Origin of the sequence: Streptomyces sp. NPDC050549 (genome assembly GCF_040655035.1) — a bacterium.
In the GTDB taxonomy this organism is placed as follows: domain Bacteria; phylum Actinomycetota; class Actinomycetes; order Streptomycetales; family Streptomycetaceae; genus Streptomyces.
In genome coordinates, this window is the sequence record NZ_JBFAJD010000023.1 from 12,987 (window position 1) to 31,730 (window position 18,744).

6 protein-coding genes are annotated in these 18,744 nt (G+C 68.4%); 1 reads left to right on the forward strand and 5 read right to left on the reverse strand.

Features of this window, described 5'->3' with window-relative positions:
• Positions 1-552: 552 nt before the first annotated feature.
• The 4 genes from AB0I51_RS29305 to AB0I51_RS29320 all read right to left on the reverse strand — a co-directional run bounded on the left by AB0I51_RS29305 (position 553) and on the right by AB0I51_RS29320 (position 14,226).
• A complete protein-coding gene (locus tag AB0I51_RS29305; RefSeq protein WP_362980171.1) occupies positions 553-1,050 on the reverse strand; it encodes an SUKH-4 family immunity protein in 498 nt (165 codons plus the stop codon).
• Positions 1,035-12,056 carry a LamG-like jellyroll fold domain-containing protein gene (locus AB0I51_RS29310; RefSeq protein ID WP_362980173.1) on the reverse strand — a complete coding sequence of 3,674 codons (11,022 nt, stop codon included), beginning with the start codon at positions 12,054-12,056 and terminating at the stop codon, positions 1,035-1,037. Before AB0I51_RS29310 ends, AB0I51_RS29305 begins: the two co-directional genes overlap by 16 nt.
• 312 nt (positions 12,057-12,368) lie before the next feature.
• Positions 12,369-13,112: an HNH endonuclease family protein gene (locus AB0I51_RS29315; RefSeq protein WP_362980175.1), complete on the reverse strand. Its 744-nt coding sequence runs from the start codon at positions 13,110-13,112 to the stop codon at positions 12,369-12,371.
• 205 nt (positions 13,113-13,317) lie between these two features.
• Complete coding sequence (locus AB0I51_RS29320; RefSeq protein WP_362980177.1) at positions 13,318-14,226, reverse strand: hypothetical protein; 909 nt, start codon at positions 14,224-14,226, stop codon at positions 13,318-13,320.
• A 106-nt stretch (positions 14,227-14,332) separates the two neighbouring features.
• Between AB0I51_RS29320 and AB0I51_RS29325 the strand changes: the two genes are divergently transcribed.
• Positions 14,333-14,917: a TetR/AcrR family transcriptional regulator gene (locus AB0I51_RS29325; protein WP_362980179.1), complete on the forward strand. Its 585-nt coding sequence runs from the start codon at positions 14,333-14,335 to the stop codon at positions 14,915-14,917.
• A gap of 285 nt (positions 14,918-15,202) precedes the next feature.
• On the opposite strand, the gene mfd is transcribed toward AB0I51_RS29325, so the two are convergent.
• Positions 15,203-18,733 (reverse strand): transcription-repair coupling factor, encoded by a 3,531-nt coding sequence (mfd, locus tag AB0I51_RS29330; protein ID WP_362980181.1) that lies wholly within the window; start codon positions 18,731-18,733, stop codon positions 15,203-15,205.
• Positions 18,734-18,744 lie beyond the last annotated feature (11 nt).

An 18,744-nucleotide genomic window follows, 5' to 3' on the forward strand; every position in this document is an offset into this window, starting at 1 on the left:
GACGCCTGCAGAAATCCACACGCCCATACTAGAAAGGCGGCCAATCCGAACCAGATAGAGGCGTAACGCGCATCGGATTCTCGCCCCGCATCTCCAATGGCCAGCGCCGGTCAATGGCGGCTGTAGCATCCTTGCAGGCTTGGCACGCATTGTCCCATCGCGGAACCCACGGGTACAGCGAAGAAGACATGCCGTCTCGGCGGATGCCACAAAGGGTCATGCCGAAATACCCGTACGCGTGAGACACGTCAAGCGGAAATCCTTCTGCGACTGCACGTTCCCACCGCAGGTCCATGGGCAAATACATCGGTCGTGACATCTCTTGCGGACCAGAACCAACAGTGGCTACTGCATAACACCAAGAGCACACCCAGTCCTCGTTCTGTCGCCCGTTCGATTCGACCAGTACCCGCCGCATCCAATGTCCGCATACATCACAGGTCACAGAACAAGAACCCTAAGCCATTCGCCTGGTCGAACCCCACAGGCGACCTCCTCGACACCCTCGCCTCATACTGCACACGAATTAACGACTCAGGATACTAGTACTGATCAGTCATCGTCTTCGTCGTCACCGTAGATCCCGATCATCACATCGGACAGCACGTCGTTCCACAACGAACCTGAGTCCTCTATCGCCGGAGGATCAATTCCAATCAACGCGGAACGCAGCGCACCCTCCACCGCCTCGGGGTCGTCCACAATCGATCTATCGCTCGTCACAGAGACATACATCTCGAGAGACTCCGCAAACTGACGAGGGGAAGAGTTTGCTAGAAAAGTGGCGTGGGGCATGACGTAGTAAACCTCGCCATTTTCACAACCGATCGCGAAGAACCCTCGAGGATCATCGGCCCGCCCAATATAGAGGAGTGACAACCCAAGCGAAGTGGTGACCTTCTCTTGATCGCCAGACACTCCACCCGCGAAAAATCCCTCGGTTTCTGGAATACCTCGATTCACGAGATATTCTCGAGCCGACTGATCTCCGACGACCGAAACATACTCTTCAGCGTAGTGATACCTCAAGGTGGTTAGAAACCCTTCCACGGGTTGGTCCAATCGCCAGATTTCGCATCTCCGAACAATTGCTTCCAATACACGCCCAACCCCTTGGTGGAAGCCGCACCTTCCGCAGACGTCGTCCAAGGGAAACTGTACGTGTATTTGATCCCGAGACCATTAAGAAGTCCTCGGCAATCGTTTGACCCTGTGCATGGCTCTCGCTCCGAGTAAACCTCCGCAATTGACTCGCCTTCTTTAAGGGCGAATTGGTTCACCAGTTTGGCCTCCGCATGGTTACCGAGACCCTTCGAAGCGAACGCAACGGCAATACGACTACTCTGTCCATCTGCGCTACGGATAAGAGCTGCGGCTCCATTTCCCGTCCGCTTATTGATGCGAAGTCGCTCTTGCATGACGCGTTGACTCAGCTCATTGTCGCCAGGGTTTATCTGGCAGTTGTGCACCAGGACCGGCGTGGTCCCGGCTTCCACATAGTACGTGTGGAGACTGCCAATGGTCAGGTCGTAGGTCGTGGTATTCGCGTGGTACAGCCGAACCCTGGTGACCTCGGCCGTTCCGGTCGGAGTCTGGAGGACGTCGCCGGCCTTCAGGTCCTTGCCCTCGACGAAGGCCGCCCGGGTCTCGTCGTAGAAGGGGTGGTGGAAGGTCGTCGTCAGGTGCGCGCCCTGCGCGTCGGACGTGGGTTCGGCGGGCTTGGTGTTCTGTCCAGGCGTTGCTGAGGAGACCGCCGCGACCGTCTTGGTCGCCGGCTCCTGCGCCGTGCCGTGGCCGTGGCTCGCGCCCAGCGCCCCCAGTACCGCCGCCGACGCCGCCAGGCCGAACGCCGCCTTGCGGGCGACCTTCTTGGCCAGGGACTTCGCGCCGTCCTTCACACCCTGCTTCGCAGCGGCCTCAGCCGTCGCCTTGATCGTCAGGTCCACGAAGTCGTGGTCCGTGTGCGTCACGATCACCGCAGTGACCTTGTGCGCCTCCGTACCCGTCACACCTGGCACCGAGTTGGCGATCGTGTCGCCCACCTTCACCTGGTCGATGGCCTTCGTAGCACCGTCGGCCATCAGCACCCGGGTCGAGCCGATGAAGCTGTGCGTAGGAACGGGGCAACTACCCGACTGGGACTGTGACTTGGTCCCCGCCCCCTCAGCCTCCGCCGCCGAAGCCGCCTCATCCGTGGCATCCGCAGCCCCGGCCTCCCCGGCTTCACTCGCCCCCTTCCCGAAGAGCCCCCCGACGACCTCCATCGCCTTCGGAGCCGCCTTGGCAAGGAGCTTTCCGCCCAGGGAACCGAGCGCACCGCCCAGCGCACCCGTCACCGCACCCTCGACCGCCGACCCCGCGAACGCACCCGCGCTGCAGTCCCCGCCGCCGTTCTGGGCGCACTTGAAGCCCTGCTCGACCAGTGAACCCGCCGCACCAGCCAGCGCCGCGCAGCCAATCGTGCCTACGCCCCACGTCGCCGCCTCGCAGCCCGCGAACACCGCCGTGGAGACCACGATCGACGTGATGGCCGCCGCGTGGTTCTTGACGAACTTCGCGGTGGTCTTCACCGCCTTCACCGTGGCGTGGTACGCCGTCCGCGTCGCATGCGCGACCGCCTTGGCCGCCTTCTTGATTGCGTGCGCGACCTTGTGCGCCGCCTTCTTCACCGCGTGGACCACGCGGTGCGCCACCCTCGATGCCTTGTGGTACGCCGTATGCACCGCATGAACTGCCGCGTGATACACGCGTTTCACGTGTCTGACCGTGTAGTGGTAGACCCGCCGCGTCACCCGCACCGTCGCCCGGTACACGTCCCGCACCTTGTGCACGACCTTGCGGGCCGCGTGCTTCACGGCGTGAACCACCTTGCGGGCCACGTGCTTTGCCGCGTGGTAGACCTTGTGGACCGCGTGCTTGACCTTCTTGGCCACGTGCTTGGCGGCCTTCACCTCGCACGAACCCGTCCACCAGGAACAGTGACCCGACTCGTCCGTACCCACCATCGGGTTGTCATCGACGTACGCGAACGGGTTCGCCGCCACCGAGTCCGGGGACGGGTCCAGGGACACACTGTCCTTGTTCAGGAACTCGCCGGAGTTCGGGTTGTACCAGCGGGACGCCGTGCCCACGTCACCCGTGCCCGGTTCCGTCCAGCCCGACTGGAAGCCCAGGTGACCTATCAGCGACAGCGTCGCCGTCACCTTCCCGAGCGGGTCGTACGTCGCCGAGCCCGACAGGGACGTGGCACCCGACGTGAACGTGCCCACCACGTCGTCGTGCAGGTCCGTCAGGGCCAGGGCCCCGGTCGACGAGCCTGTTTGTTTGATGCCCACCAGGCCGCCGGCCGGGTCGTACGTGTACGCGTCGTCCCCGTCCGTCGCGATCGTGTTGTCCGCGCCCGAGTACGCGAACGTACGGGTCGACGAGGCGGCCGTGTCGGTGTCCGTGATGTTCCGGCCAAGGGCGTCCAGCGTGTAGGACTGCGGGCCGGCGACGATCTGGCCGCCGAACGCGTCCGTCTTGAACGCGGCCGTGCCGTTCGCCGTCGACGACTCCTGGGTCATCGTGCCGCGGGCCGAGTAGGAGTAGGAGTTCGTGCCGTCCGAGGTCAGCTGGTCTCGGGCGTCGTACGTGTAGACGTCCGCGCCCACCCGCACCCGGTTGCCCGAGGCGTCGTACGAATACGCCGTCGTCGTCGAGCCGTTGTTCCACGACGTCAGGCGGTCCGACCAGTCGTACTGGTACGTGTTGGTCGACGCGCCCGTCACTCCCGCCGTCGTCTTCGACGTCAGGTTGCCGTTGTTGTCGTAGCCGTAGGTGAAGCTCGACAGGGTCGAGGCTCCCTGCACCAGGACGTCGTTCGACAGCTCGTGTGCGCTGTTGTACGTGAACGTTCGGGTCTGGCCCGTGCTGCCGTACTTGATCGTCTTCAGGTCGTTCAACTGGTCGTATGTGTAAGACAGATGGGTGCCGCTCGCCGCGTCGTCCAGGGTGGAGAGGCGGCCCGCCGTGTCGTAGCCGTACGACTGGGTGCCCGCCGCGTCCGTTCTCGTCAGCGCCGAACCGTCGTCGTTGTACGTGAAACTCGACGAGCCCGCCGAACCCGACGCCGACAGCAGATCGCCCCGGTCGTCGTACGTGAAAGCGTCGTGCGTGGACGCCTGGTGGTCGGCGGCGCCGACCGTGCCGGCCTCGTCCGTGTCCGCCGAGGTGACGCGGCCGTCGGCGTCGTAGGAGAAGCTGTGCTTCGCCGAGGCCGCCTCCGCGCCGGTGCCCGTCATCGTCTTGAGCTGGTCGTTGGAGTCGTACGTCATCGACGTCGTGACGCCACCGGGGGCGACGGCCGAGGTGACGTTGCCGTCAGCGTCGTAGGCGAAGGTCGTTGTCGAGTCGGCGGCCGAGGTGTACTGGCTCGTCGTCGGCTCGGTCACCGTCGCCTGCTGGCCCCAGGGGGTGTAGCCGTAGCGCCAGGAGTTGCCGCGGCCGTCGGTGAAGCGGGTGCGGTTGCCGGCCGCGTCGTAGCCGAAGGACGTGGTGATCGACGTTGTCGCGTCTACCGGCTCCACCTGTTGGGTGATCGTGCCCGCCGCGTCGTACGTCCAGCGGGTGGTGTGCTGGTTGGCGTCGGTGGCCGCGGTCAGGTTGCCGTTGCCGTCGTACTGCTGCGAAGTGCCGTACAGGAGCGTGCCGTTGGTGTCGTAGCTGCGAGTGGCCGTCGGGTCGTCGTTGACGTTGTAGTCCGTGACCGTGTAACTGCCGTCCGCCAGCGTCGTCTTGGTGGGGTTGTCCTCGAAGTCGTAGGCGTACGACGTGGAGTTGCCCGCGCCGTCCGTCGTCTTCGTGACGTCACCCGCACGGTTGTAGGCGTAGGTCGAGGTCACGCCGCCCGGGGTCGTCGTCGACGAGACGTGGGCGCCGTAGGGGTTTCCGGTGGTGACGGCGTAGGAGTTCGTCGTGGTCAGCGTGCGGGTGGAGGGGTAGCGCTCCAGGGTGGTGGAGGTGACCTGGCGGCCGAGGTAGTCGAAGGTCGCCTGGGCCTGGGCGCCCGTGCCGTCCGTCGCGGTGCGCTGCTCGCCGTTGGTGTCGTAGGTGGCGTGGGTTTTCGTGCCGTCGGGCTCGGTTATCTGGGCCAGGTCGCCCAACTGGTCGTAGAGGTACGACGTCGTTTTGCCGCCCGGTGTGGTCTCGCCGGTCTGGTTGCCCTCGCTGTCGTAGGTCCAGACTGTCGTGCCCGCGTTGGGAGTTGACGCTCCGGCGGGGGTGTACGACGGGAGGGTCTCGCTGACCTTGTTGCCGACGGCGTCGTAGGCCGTGGTGGTGACCAGGCCGGTCGGGTCCTTCTCCGCGACTGCCTCGCCGAAGGTGTTGAAGCCGCTGGAGGTGACCGGGTTGACGGGCGCTGCGTTCGCGGCGATGCCGTCCGGCTCCGACTGGACCGTCGGTGCGGTGGTGAGCGCGAGGTTGCCGGCCTGGTCGTACTCGTAGGTGGTGGTGTGCTGTTCGGGGTCCGTCATGGACGTGGGCAGACCGCGCTTGTCGTACGTGTACTTGGTGGTCTGCTGGTCGGAGGAGCCGACCGTGCCGCCCGAACGACCCTTGCCGTACAGGGAGTTGATCTCGCTCGTCGAGAGCGCCCGCTGGTAGGTCTGGACGTTGCTGACCGCGCCGTTCACCGCGTTGCTGACGGTGCCTGAGGCGGTCTTCGCGCCGCCGATGGACAGCGGGCCCGCGCCGGTCCAGGGGGCGGGGTTGCTGGCGGTGCCCGCGAGGGTGCCGTTGACGTACAGGTTCATGGTGCCGGTCGACGCGTCGAAGGAGCCGACCAGTTGGGTCCAGGTGTTGAGCGCGGGGGCGGTGGAGGCGGAGGCGCTGTAGTACGCCGACGGGGCGGCGGAGGTGTCCTGGCTGGGCGAGATGAGACGGAAGACGCCCGTGGTGGAGGCGTACTGGAGGTAGAAGGAGGAGCGGTTGGTGCCGCCCTGCGCGACGAAGGTGCGGAACGTCGAGGTGTCCGACAGCTTCACCCACGCCGAGACGGTGTAGGAGGAACTGGTGTCCAGGACCGGTCCGTTGGTGGCGGCGATGTCTCCGCTGCCGGAGGTGTCGCCGCTGAACTGGGCCGCGTCGTCCGACCAGGTCACGCCCGAACCGGCGGTGACGGTGTTGCCGGTGCCGGAGGAGTCGGTGACGGACCGGCCGGAGGTCTGGTTCAGCTTCCACCAGCCCGACGGGTGCCCGGAGGCGTCGCCGTACAACGTCTCGCTGAGCAGGTTGCCCATGTCGTCGTACGTGTCGGTGGTGGTGCGGTCGTAACCGGTCGCGTCGTGGTCGTTCTCCGAAGCGACCTGGTCGTCTGGGGTGTACGACACGGACGTCACTCGGTCGACACCGGTCGGGTCGACGGTCGTGGACGTGGTGCGGCTGGAGGCGTCGACCGTGTACTGGGTGACGTTCTCGCCGTTGTCGGTCGTCTGGGTCAGCAGGTTGCCGGCCGCGTCGTAGGTGTCCGACTCCAGGACATAGCTGCTGGTGCCGTCGGAGCTGGTCTTCTTCACCGTCGCGGTGAGGCCGTCGTCGGTGTAGGTGTACGACGTCGTGTTGCCCATCGCGTCGGTGACCGAGGCCAGCCGGCCTGCCGGGTCGTAGGCCCGCGAGGACTCGACGAGTTTCGCGGCGGTCTGCGGGGAGACCGGGTCGCCTGTGTACATCAGGCTCTGCGTGAGCAGGTTGCCGTTGTCGTCGTAGGTGTAGTCGGTCTCGTTGCCGGCGCTCGTCACCTCCTGGGTCTTGTTGCCGGAGGTGTCGTACGTGTACGTCGTCGTGTTGCCGTACGACGTGCCGGCGGAGACGTTGGCGTCGGACTCGGTCAGCAGCCGGTCATAGGCGTCGTACGTCTGGGCCTCGGTGCGCGGGGCGTCGCCGCCCTGCGCGTCGGAGACGGTCTGGGAGAGGACGTCGCCGTCGTCGTCGTAGACCGTGCTGGAGACGGCGGCGTGGTCGGCGCCCTGCACGCGGTCGGTGATCTTCGGGTCGTGCTCGGTGATCACCTGGCCGTTCTTGTCGTACTCGTAGCTGGTGGTCAGGCCGGCCGGGTAGGTGTCGGAGACGACGTTCTGGCTGAGGACCTGGCCGACGTTGTCGTAGGTGTACGACGTGACCAGGCCGATGGCGTCGGTGGTGGAGGCGACGTCGCCGTTGGTGAAGTACGACACCGAGTTGACCGCGCCGCCGGGGCTGACCGTCTTCACCGGGAGGCCCTTGGGCACGACCCCGCCGTTCGCGGACGGGTAGGTGCTGGTGCCGTCGCTGTAGACGGTGGTCGTGGTGCGGCCGGACGGGAAGCCGGGGACGGCGGGGCCGGTGACGGCGGTCTGGTTGCCCGCCGAGTCGTAGGTGTACGACGTCAGATAGGTGTTGTCCGTCGCGGACGCGGAACGGCCGTCGCGCTCGGTCAGCAGCTGGTCGTTGCGCGGGTCGGCGGTGGTCAGCTGGGCGGTCGTGTCGTCCGGGTAGTACGTGTAGTACTCGGTGTTGCACTTGTTGGCGACCTGGTCCTGGCAGGACGTGGACGAGACGATGTTGCCGCGGACGTCGTGACCGGTGGTGGTGACCGCGCCGTTGGGGTCGGTGACCGTGTGCTCGAAGCCGGCCGTGTCGTAGCCGAAGCTGGTCTTGTTGCCGAGGCCGTCGGTCTCGGTGAGGGCGCGGTTGCCGTTGGTGACGTCGTAGGTGTACGTCAGTGTGGACGTGGTCGGCGAGGTCACCTTGACCGTCTCGACCGGGAGCAGACCGCTGGAGTTCTTGCCCGCCTCCACGTGTGCGGCGACGTCGGCCGCGCTGAGCGCCGAGTGGTAGAAGGCCGCGTCGGCGATCGAACCGGTGAAGTGGCTGACGTCTCCCGGGGAGTCGAGCCAGCTCTTGGCGAAACCGGCGCCCAGATAAAGGTGGTTGTAGGTCTGGTCGGCGGGGGTGCCGGAGTAGCTGGACTGCTGTACGCCGTCCAGGTACAGGGTCTGGGTTGCGCCGGAGGCCGTGAGGGCCACGTGGTGCCAGGCGTTGTCGGTGACGGTGCCGGTCGAGCCGAACGCCGTCGAGCCGGAACCGCTGCCCGAGTAGTAGTGGCCGTGCAGTTTGTTGTCGCTGCCGACGTACAGCAGGGGCGCCCAGGTGCCGGACGCGGCGGTCGCGCCGGAGATCGCCGCCGACTGGGAGCCGACGATGACACCCTGCGAGGCGGTCTTGAACCAGAGTTCGAGACTGCGGTCGCTGGTGCCGAACTGCACGGACGTCGGCAGTTCGACGTACGAGGAACTGCCGTTGAAGGTCGCGGCCTTCGCGTCGCTGAACGGGCCGGTGGCGCCGAGTGTCACCCCGCTGTAGGTGCCGTTGCCGCCGTGCACCTCGTTGAGGGCCGCGGTCGCCCCGGCCGCCTCGCCCAGCCGGTAGTAGCCGGCCGGTCCGCCGCCGAGGACCGCGCCCCGGTAGGTCTGGCTGGAGCCGGCGACAGTGGGCGCGGCGAGCTTCCAGACGCCGCCGTTCTCGTCGGTGAGCTGGGTGAGCGCCGTTGTCGCCGGGTCGTACGTCATCGTCGCGAAGGACTTGCCCGAGGGGCGCTTGACGGAGGTGAGCAGGGACGCCGAGTGAGTGCCGTACTGGTAGAGGGCGTTGACATCGGCGGCGACCAACGGCCGTCCGTACCAGGCCGCGTCGGCGATCGAGCCGTTGAAGTACGTCGCGTACCCGGTGGCGTCGCTGGTGCTGCCGTGGGCCTCGTCGGGCCAACTGCCGCCCAGGAAGCCGGTGCCGAGGTAGTTGAAGACCTGGTTCTTGCCGAAGGCCACCGCGCTCTTGATGGAGACGGTGCCGGTGCGCGAGCCGACCTTCGTGTTGTCCAGGAACAGCGTCTGCGAGTTGCCCGCGGCGCTCAGCACCACGTGGTGCCACTTGCCGTCGGCCACGGAGGCGGAGGACACGATCGGGTTGATGCCGCCGCTGTACCAGAACTCGGCGTTCAGCTTGCCGTCCGAACCGACGTACACCGACGGCGTGTAGAAGCCGGCGGCTTTCCCCGAGCTGATCGGCTGCGAGGCGTACGAGTAGAGCACGCCCGGTCCGGCCGAGGTCTTGAACCACAGGGACAGCGCGCCCGAGTCGGTGTCGTTGCCGGTGTTCTTCGGCAGGGCGACGTCGGAGGTGGTGCCGTTGAAGGAGGCCGCGGTGGCGGAGGAACCGGTGAGCGGGCCCGCCGCGCCCAGCGTCACGTTCTCGTACGTGGCGTTCTTGGTGCCCTCATTGGCGAGGATCGCGTCCTTGGCGGTGGTGCCCGAGCTCTCGCTCAGCGGCCACGCCGCACTCGGGTCGAGGTCGAGGGAGGCGTTCTGGTACTGCGAGCCGGTCGCGTAGCCGTACGTCGTGCACTTCGTCGTCGACAGCGGCGCGCACACGGTCGTCAACTGGTCGCCCGTGTAACCGTAGTTCCAGGTCAGCGCGGTCGTCGCGGTGCCGGCGGTGACCGGGTCGGTGGTGACGGTCGCGACATGCGCGGCGAGGGCGCCGCTCGGCGTGGACCAGGTGAGGTTCAGCGCGCGGGTGGACACGTTGGACTTCATCTGGGTGACGTGACCGCTGGTCCAAGTCAGCGTGATGGAGCGCCCGTTGGCGTCCGTGACGGAGGTGAGTCCGTAGTTGCCCGTGGTCAGCAGGGTGGTGAAGGCGTAGACCGTGTCGTCCTTGTCGGTCAGGCTGTAGCCGCCGCTGACCGTGGTGAACGTGGCCCAGCGGCCGGTGCCGGGCGCGAAGGTGCCGTCGCTGTTCTTGCCGTAGCCGACCTGTGAGCCGTCCGGATAGGTGACGTTGACGCTGGTGACCGCCCCGGCCGCGCTGTACTGCTCGGTGGCGCGCGCGTCGAAGATGGACGACCAGCCGGAACCGAAGGCTCCGGTCCAGCGCGGGTCACGGGAGTTGTAGTCGCGCTCGACGTCGAGGGACGGACCGACGGTGGAGATCGAGGCGTCCGTGTCGGAGGTGGTGTAGTTGCCGATGGACGCGTCGAAGCCGTGGTCGCTGCTGTTCTGCGACAGCCCCGAGGTGATCACGGGTTGGGGTACCTGGACGGACAACTCGTAGGGATCGGCGGGCGAGTAGAGCCCGGTCGTCGCGTCGTACGCCTGTACCTGCCAGGTGTAGTTCTTGCCCCAGGCCAGCTTCCCGGCCGGCACGGTCCAGTCGCCGGTGGAGACCAGGCCCGAGTCGGCGACCAGGGCGTTGTTCGCGTCGTAGACCTTGAACTGGTACTGGTTGCTGCTGCCGCTGGTGGAGTTGGCGCCGCCCGCCCAGGCGGTCAGCTCCGGGGTGGTGGTGCCGACGACCGCGTTGTCGGCGGGGAACTGCTCGTAGAGCTGCGGGGCGGTGTTGCCGGTGTAGGTGACGATGAGCTTCGGACCCAGCGACGGGTCGTTGAAGGAGCCGAACTGCTTCCAGTGCAGGGCGTCGGTGGTCGACGCGTAGAGCGCGAGACCGTAGTCGGCTGTCGTCCCGCTGAACCAGCCCTGGATCGCCGAGGTCGACAGCGTCACGTCCACCGTGTCGCCCACGGTCCGGTCGGCGCCCGTGTTCGCGCAGGCGGTCGACACGGTCGGGGTCAGGTTGCCGATGGAGGAGCCGTAGGTCGGTCCGGGGTAGCTGGTGACGCCCTCGGGCGTCCACGCCTGGGTGACGAGGGCGACGTCGAAACGCTCGGCGGTGCAGGTCGAGGCCCAGGTGTCGAACAGCTCCAGCTTCGCCGCGGTGACCGTCAGGCCGCTCGCGTCCCAGGCGGTGTCCCAGTGGTTGATGTAGCTCGCCGCGGAGTGCGTGCCCGAGTCGTACGAACCGACCTTGATCGTCTGCTCGTAGGAGTGGTCACCCGTCGAGTCCGAGCCCGACTCGGCGTAGGTGGTGGTCCAGCCGTCGGTGACGGTCGGGTCGACGGTGACGGGGAAGACGCGGTGCGTGTCCTTCAGCCAGGTGTCGTCGAGGCTGATCCTCAGCGCATAGCCGCTGCCGTCCCGCACGAGGGTGGTGGTGACGTCGTGGGTGGTGGTCGGGTCGCCGGAGCGCGGATCGACCTTCGAGTCGTAGGCGTACGACGGAGGGACGCGCTCCACGGTCTTGCCCGCGGCGTCACGCAGGACGATCGAGCCGTCCTTGTTCTGGACGGGGGTGAGGCCCTTGAGCTGGAGCGGGAAGGTCCAGGAGTTGGCGGCGTCCGCGGAGTGCAGGACGACCGCTTCCTTCACGCCGGTGGCGGTGGGGGCGACCTGGAGGTCGGTGTCGGTGAGGACACCCGGGTAGGTGACGCGCGAGCCGCCGTCGACGGTGCCCTTGACGGCCTGGGCGTTCTTCAGCCCGTAGGAGACGGTGTGCTGTGCGTCGGGGGCGAGGGAGACGAGCGCGGAGTCGTCGGCCTTGGGCGCGAAGTCGACGTCGAGGGAGTTGGCCTTCTCGTGCCAGCGCCCGTCGGGTCCGGCCCGCACGTCCACGTCGATGGGGGCCCATTTGCCCTTGCCGACCTGGTAGTTGACGGGTGTCGGGGAGAGCTGTCTGGTGATCGACCCGTCGGCGTTGTCGAAGACGGTGTCGGTCCGCGAGGACTTGCCCGCGTCCCGCTTGCTCGTCTTCGCGTTGAAACCGGCCTTGCCCGCGGCGCTCTTCCCGCGCTTCACGGACGCCTGGTGGGCGTGGTACGCGGCGAGTTCGCCCTTGCCCTTCCCCGGCTTACGGCCCGCGCCCTGGTGTGCCTCGGTGGCCGCGGCGGAGACCCGGTGCCGTTTGCCGGCCGCCGTCCCCGACTTCTCCGACGGCAGCCGGCCCCAGTGCGGGTCCTTCAGCCAGGCGGTGAGCGAGGACAGGCTCGGCAACGAGACGTCCACGGCGTGCAGTTCGACCCCGTCGGCCATCGCCTGCTGCGTCGTCCACATCAGGGCGAGCCCGGTCAGCAGGAGCAGGGCGACACCACGGCGGACGCGCCGCGTACGGCGGGGTGGGCGAACACGGCGAGCGAGCCGGATACGCACGACGAGGACTCCAACGGTCGGCGGGCACGAAGCAGCCGCCGCCAGTCGATGCTTGACCGGGTCCTGACAGGACAGCCACAGAAACGCACAGATCTTGCCCATCGCCGACAAAGATCGGACAGACCCGAGAAGAGATCATCGCCCGATCTTGACCATTACCCGGTGAACGCACCCCGAGTCACCCCTCATGTCCCTTTGCTCCTTGTGAACTCCTTTACCAGTACTACGACTTGACCAGAACAGATCGTCATCTCCCGTATATGTACTTCACGGGAAAGGGCTTGCCCCGACGGGCACTCAGCTCACCTCGGGTCACTTCGCGTGGAACCTGCTCGGCGCGCTCGTCGGGTTCCCGCCGGACGGGAGCTTCTGGCCCGGGCAGGTCGAGAGAACCTTCTTCATCGCGGCCTTCTCGGCGGCGGTGACCCACAGCCCGTACTTCTTCTTCACGGCGACCTGCGCGGCCACATAGGTGCAGCGGTACGCCTTGTTGGGCGGCACCCAGGTCGCCGTGTCACCGTCGCCCTTGCTGCGGTTGGCGCTCGCGTCGACGGTGAGGAGGTTGAGCGGATCGTTGGCAAGGGCTATGCGCTTGCTGGCGTCCCAGTACTTGGCGCCCTTCTGCCAGGCGTCCGAGAGGGCGACGAGGTGATCTATGTCGACGAGGCTGGCTCCGCGACGGTAGGTCACCTCCTTGCCGGAGTACGGGTCGGATTCGAGGACGCCGTACGACACCTTGCAGGTGCCGCCGGTGAACTTCACCTGCTTCAGATCCCGTTTGAGGATGTCGTCCCTGGTGTCACAGCTGTTGGAGTCGGTGTCGGCCCAGGCGGTGCCGAACCGCTCGCGGGAGTAACCGGTCTTCGGCGCCCGCCCCTTGACGGTCAGGGACTCGGCGGCGGTGAGAGCCGCGCCCCCGCCTCCGCCCCCGCCGGAGTTCGCGCCGGAGTCCCCGCCGGTCGTCGCTCCGGGCCCGGAGGCCCCTGTGGTGTCCTTGCATCCGGCGACGGACAACATGATCAGGACGGCTACGGCCGCCCCACCCCTCAGACGCATCACAGTGCGCCCCTCCCCTGGTTCACCCGGCCCCCGCCCCTGCGGGGGCGGATATTGACCTGGTGCCCACGTTAGCGGCGGAGATGTCGCGAACATATGGGGCCCGGGGGCGCATGACGCGCAACTCGGGTGTATCGATACGACCTGGTCGGCGCGGGCGCCCCCACCTCGCACTCCCTCGCCACACTCTCTCCCCACACCCCTCTCAGACCTTGCCGATGCCCAGCGTCGACTCCGAGGGCAGCAGCCCGGAACCGAGCACCGCGACCCAGAACTCCCCCAGCAGATCGGCGAGTCGGTCGGTGTCGGCCCGGCCGAGGAACCGCCAGGGCTCGGCGGCCAGCCGGTCGGTGCGGCGCTCCACCTCCTGGCGCAGCTCGCGGCCCGCCCTCGTCGCCGTACCGAGGTCGTCCAACAGGCCGCGGGCGACCAGGCGTCGGCGGGCCGCCGCCCATTCCTGGGGGCTCCAGCCCCGGCTTTCGAAACGCTCGACGGAGGCGGCTCCTGTCGCGGCGAAGGAGACCAGGGACTCGACCGGGTCCAGACCGGCGACCAGCAGCGCGGCGAGGTGGCCGTCCCCGCGGTGTTCACGCAGGATCGTCGCCGCCTGCCACAGCTGGAGGTGGGGTTCCTCGGGCCAGGCCGACGCCGCGTTGGCCGCGGCGAGGGGACGGCCGGCCGTGGTGACCGCCTCGGCGGCGCGGCGGGCCAGGGCGGCGGCCTCCGCGAGTTCGGGGCTGTCGACACGGTCGCCGAGTATCGCGCGGTAGGCCCGGTCCATTCCGCGCAGCCTCGCCTTCAGTACGGCGTCCGGGCTGGCGATGCGCCACGCGGGGTCGATGTGTTCGGCGACCATACGGGGGCTGAAGCTGTAGAAGGCGGAGGTCACCCGCTCGGCACCGACCGGCCCCAAGGGGGCGGCGCGCAGCGGGAAGTAGCTCGGCCAGCGCTCCTCCGTGTCGTAGCCGAGTGCGGCGGCCTCCTCGAAGACCTCCGGCGCGTAGTACAGCAGCGCGTGCAGGGGTTCGAGCAGGTGCCAGAGCTGGCGCACCCGGCCCGGCTCCACGGTGGCGGGGTAGTTCGCGGTCTCCACTCCACTCACGTTTTCCGACATGCCGTAACTCCTCGTCGTGTCCCGGCCGTTCCACAACTTGACAATGACAAGATTGCCTCAGCCGCTCGAACTTGTCAATGCCTAGATTCGGCGTACGCTGCTGGGTATGAGTACGACCAAGCCGACCAAGAGCCCGTACCACCACGGCGATCTGCGCCGCGCCGTCCTGACCGCCGCGCTCGACGTCATCGCGGCCGACGGCCCGTCCGGGCTGAGCCTGCGGGACCTCGCCCGCCGTGCCGGTGTCTCGCACGCGGCACCGGCGCATCACTTCAAGGACCGCACGGGCCTGTTGACGGCCATCGCGGCGGAGGGCTTCGGGCTGCTGGCCGCCACGATCGGGGAGGCGGCCGATCTCAAGGACGCGGGAGTGCGGTACGTGCGCTTCGCGCGCGAGCATCCGGCGCACTTCCAGGTGATGTTCGCGCCCGAGTTGCTGCGCGAGGGCGACCTCGAACTCGCCACGGCCCGCGCCCTCGCGAGCGACGCGCTGAGCGGCGCCGTCTCCGCCGTGCCGACCGAGGGCCGCGGTCCCGACGCCCGCCTCGCCGGAGTCGCCGCGTGGTCCCTGGCGCACGGCTTCGCGACACTGCTGCTCGGCCACAATCTGGACGGGGCGGTGGGTGAGCGGGAGCCGGAGGAGGTGTTCCGGGTGCTGGCGGGGATGCTGTTCCGCGGCACGGCCGACTGACGGCGTGCGCGGTTGCCGCCTGCGACGGCCGGTCCGACCGCACGCGACGGCCGGTCCCACCGCGCGCGGGAGACCCGGTCGGGCTCGCTGTCGCCGCTCAACTTGCCATAGGGGGAAGGCCGGTGGGCGCCTTCAGGCGGGCCCAGGACGGCGGGCCCGGACCGGCGGCTGTACGCGACCGGAGAAGCGTGACGCCTTCCGAAGAGGTGTCACACTTTTCCCGCAGGGTGCCCCCGGCCGCGCCGCACTCGCCAGGAGCGCGCCCTGCCCCGCTCCCCGTAGCCGCTACGACCCCAGGATCGTCGCCAGGAACTCCCCCACCCAGCCCAGCAGCTCCCGCCCGACCAACGGCTTGCCGCCCACTCTGGAAGTCTTCGGGCGGGGGACGAGGATCTGGTGGGCGGCCGGCTTGATGACGGTGCCGGGGTAGAGGCGCTTGAGGCGCAGTTCCTGGGACTCGCGCAACTCCACCGGCGCGAAGCGGATGTTGGTGCCCTGGAGGACGATCTCGCCGACGCCGCACGCGCGCGCGAGCATGCGCAGGCCGGCCACCAGCAGCAGGTTCTCCACCGGCTCGGGCAACTTGCCGTAGCGGTCCACGAGTTCCTCGCGTACGGCCTTGATGTCCTCCTCCGTGTTGGCGGAGGCGATGGACCGGTAGGCCGACAGGCGCAGGCGCTCGCCGGGGGCGTAGTCGTGCGGGACGTGGGCGTCGACCGGGAGCTCGATCTTGACCTCCAGGGGCGGCTCCTCCTCGACCCCGCCCTCCAGGGAGGCGCGGTAGTCGGCGACCGCCTCGCCGACCATGCGGACGTACAGGTCGAAGCCGACGCCCGCGATGTGGCCGGACTGTTCGCCGCCCAACAGGTTGCCCGCGCCCCGGATTTCGAGGTCCTTCATGGCGACGTACATGCCCGCGCCCATCTCCGTGTGCTGGGCGATCGTCGCGAGACGCTCGTGGGCCGTCTCCGTGAGGGGCTTCTCCGGGGGGTACAGGAAGTAGGCGTAGCCGCGCTCGCGGCCTCGGCCGACCCGGCCTCGGAGCTGGTGGAGCTGTGACAGGCCGAAGTTGTCGCCTCGTTCAACGATCAGCGTGTTCGCGTTGGAGATGTCGATGCCGGACTCGACGATCGTGGTCGACACCAGGACGTCGAACTTCTTCTCCCAGAAGTCGACGACCACCTGCTCCAGGGCCTGTTCCGACATCTGGCCGTGGGCGGTGGCGATGCGCGCCTCCGGGACGATCTCGCGCAATCGCGCCGCCGCGCGGTCGATCGATTCCACCCTGTTGTGGATGTAGAAGACCTGGCCCTCGCGCAGGAGTTCGCGGCGGATCGCGGCGCCGATCTGCTTCTCCTCGTAGGGGCCGACGAACGTCAGCACAGGGTGACGCTCCTCCGGGGGCGTCGTGATCGTCGACATCTCGCGGATGCCGGTGACCGCCATCTCCAGGGTTCTGGGGATCGGGGTGGCGGACATCGTCAGCACGTCGACGTTGGCGCGCAGCTTCTTCAGCTGTTCCTTGTGCTCGACGCCGAAGCGCTGCTCCTCGTCGACGATGACCAGGCCGAGGTCCTTGAACTTGGTCTCGGAGGAGAACAGGCGGTGGGTGCCGATGACGAGGTCCACGGAGCCCTCGCGCAGGCCCTCCAGGGTCGCCTTCGCCTCCGTGTCGGTCTGGAAGCGGCTCAGCGCCCGTACGTTGACCGGGAATTGCGAGTACCGCTCGGTGAACGTCCCGAAGTGCTGCTGCACGAGCAGCGTCGTCGGGACGAGGACGGCGACCTGCTTGCCGTCCTGGACGGCCTTGAAGGCGGCCCGGACAGCGATCTCGGTCTTGCCGTAACCGACGTCGCCGCAGACCAGACGGTCCATGGGGACCGACTTCTCCATGTCGTCCTTGACCTCGGCGATGGTGGTCAGCTGGTCGGGGGTCTCCGCGTACGGGAAGGCGTCCTCCAGCTCGCGCTGCCAGGGCGTGTCCGCGCCGAACGCGTGCCCCGGGGCCGCCATCCGGGCCGAGTACAGCTTGATGAGGTCGGCCGCGATCTCCTTGACTGCCTTCTTGGCGCGCGCCTTGGTCTTCGTCCAGTCGGCGCCGCCCAGCCGGTGCAGGGTGGGGGCCTCGCCGCCGACGTACTTGGTGATCTGCTCCAGCTGGTCGGTGGGGATGTACAGGCGGTCGCCGGGCTGGCCGCGCTTGGCGGGGGCGTACTCGACGACCAGGTACTCGCGGGTGGCGCCCTGTACGGTGCGCTGCACCATCTCGATGTAGCGGCCCACGCCGTGCTGCTCGTGGACGATGTAGTCGCCCGTCTCCAGGGTGAGCGGGTCGATGGTCTTGCGGCGGCGGGCCGGCATCCGGGCGCCGTCCTTGCCGGCGGCCTTCTGCCCGGAGAGGTCGGTCTCCGTGAGGACGGCGAGTTTCAGTGCCTTATCGACGAAGCCGTAGTCGATCGATCCGGTCGCCACGTGCACCACGGAGGGGGCGATTTCCCCGAGGTCGGTCTCCAGGCGGGCCGCGACGCCCTCGCTGCCGAGGACCTCGACGGTGCGGGCGGCGGGGCCGTGGGCCTCGGTGACGAAGACCGTGCGCCAGCCGTCGGCGAGCCAGCCCTTGGTGTCGGCGAGGGCCTTCGCGGTGTCGCCGCGGTAGGTCTCGGGGGCGTGCATGCCGAGCTTCAGGGTGTCCGCGTCCAGCTCTTCGTCGGCGGCGAAGGGCGAGACGGACCACCACATCATGTCCAGCGCGCGCGCCCGGTCCCGTACGTCCGCGATGGACCACAAGGAGGCCGCGTCGACGTCGATGGGCGCCTCGCCGCCGCCCGCGGTGGCCGCCCAGGAGGCTTGGAGGAACTCCTGCGAGGTGGCCACGAGATCGGCGGCACGCGTGCGTACCCGCTCCGGATCGCATACGACGGCCATCGCGCCCTTGGGCAGCACGTCGAGCAGCAGCTCCATGTCGTCGACGAGCACCGGGGCCAGCGACTCCATGCCTTCCACGGCGATGCCCTCGGCGATCTTGCCGAGCAGCTCGCCCAGTTCGGGGTGGGCCTCGGCGAGGGCACGCGCGCGCGTGCGGACGTCTTCCGTCAACAGCAGTTCACGGCAGGGGGGTGCCCACAGGCCGTGTTCGGCAACCTCCAGGGAGCGCTGGTCGGCCACCTTGAAGTAGCGGATCTCCTCGACGTCGTCGCCCCAGAACTCGATGCGCAGGGGGTGTTCCTCGGTGGGCGGGAACACGTCCAGGATGCCGCCGCGCACCGCGAACTCACCGCGCCGCTCGACGAGCTCCACGCGCGCGTAGGCGGCGGCGCCGAGCGCGTCCACGACCGCGTTCAGGTCGGCGGACTGGCCGGACCTCAGGGCGACCGGCTCCAGGTCTCCCAGACCCTTGACCTGCGGCTGCAGCACGGACCGCACGGGCGCTACGACGACGGAGACCGGGCCCGTCTCCGGGTCGTCGTCCCTCGGGTGGGCCAGGCGGCGCAGCACGGCGAGGCGACGGCCCACGGTGTCGCTGCGCGGGCTCAGCCGCTCGTGCGGGAGCGTCTCCCAGGAGGGGTACTCCACGACGCCGTCGGGCGGGAGCAGCGAGCGCAGGGCGGCGGCCAGGTCCTCCGCCTCACGGCCGGTCGCGGTCACCGCGAGGACGGTGCGGCCGGCCTCGCGCGCGAGCGCGGCGACGGCGAAGGGGCGGGTCGCCGGAGGACCGACCAGGTCGACGTGCATGCGGTTGCCGTCGGCCGCCGCCCTGGTCGCTTCCGCGAGGGCGGGGTCCTTGACTACGGCGTCGAGCAGACCGTGCAGACTCATGGAGGGGCGCT

Bases quoted from the DNA above. Each gene is read 5' to 3' on its own strand.
- AB0I51_RS29315 (WP_362980175.1), bottom strand. From the start codon at position 13,112: ATGCGTCTGAGGGGTGGGGCGGCCGTAGCCGTCCTGATCATGTTGTCC.
- AB0I51_RS29320 (WP_362980177.1), bottom strand. From the start codon at position 14,226: ATGTCGGAAAACGTGAGTGGAGTGGAGACCGCGAACTACCCCGCCACC.
- AB0I51_RS29325 (WP_362980179.1), top strand. From the start codon at position 14,333: ATGAGTACGACCAAGCCGACCAAGAGCCCGTACCACCACGGCGATCTG.
- mfd (WP_362980181.1), bottom strand. From the start codon at position 18,733: ATGAGTCTGCACGGTCTGCTCGACGCCGTAGTCAAGGACCCCGCCCTC.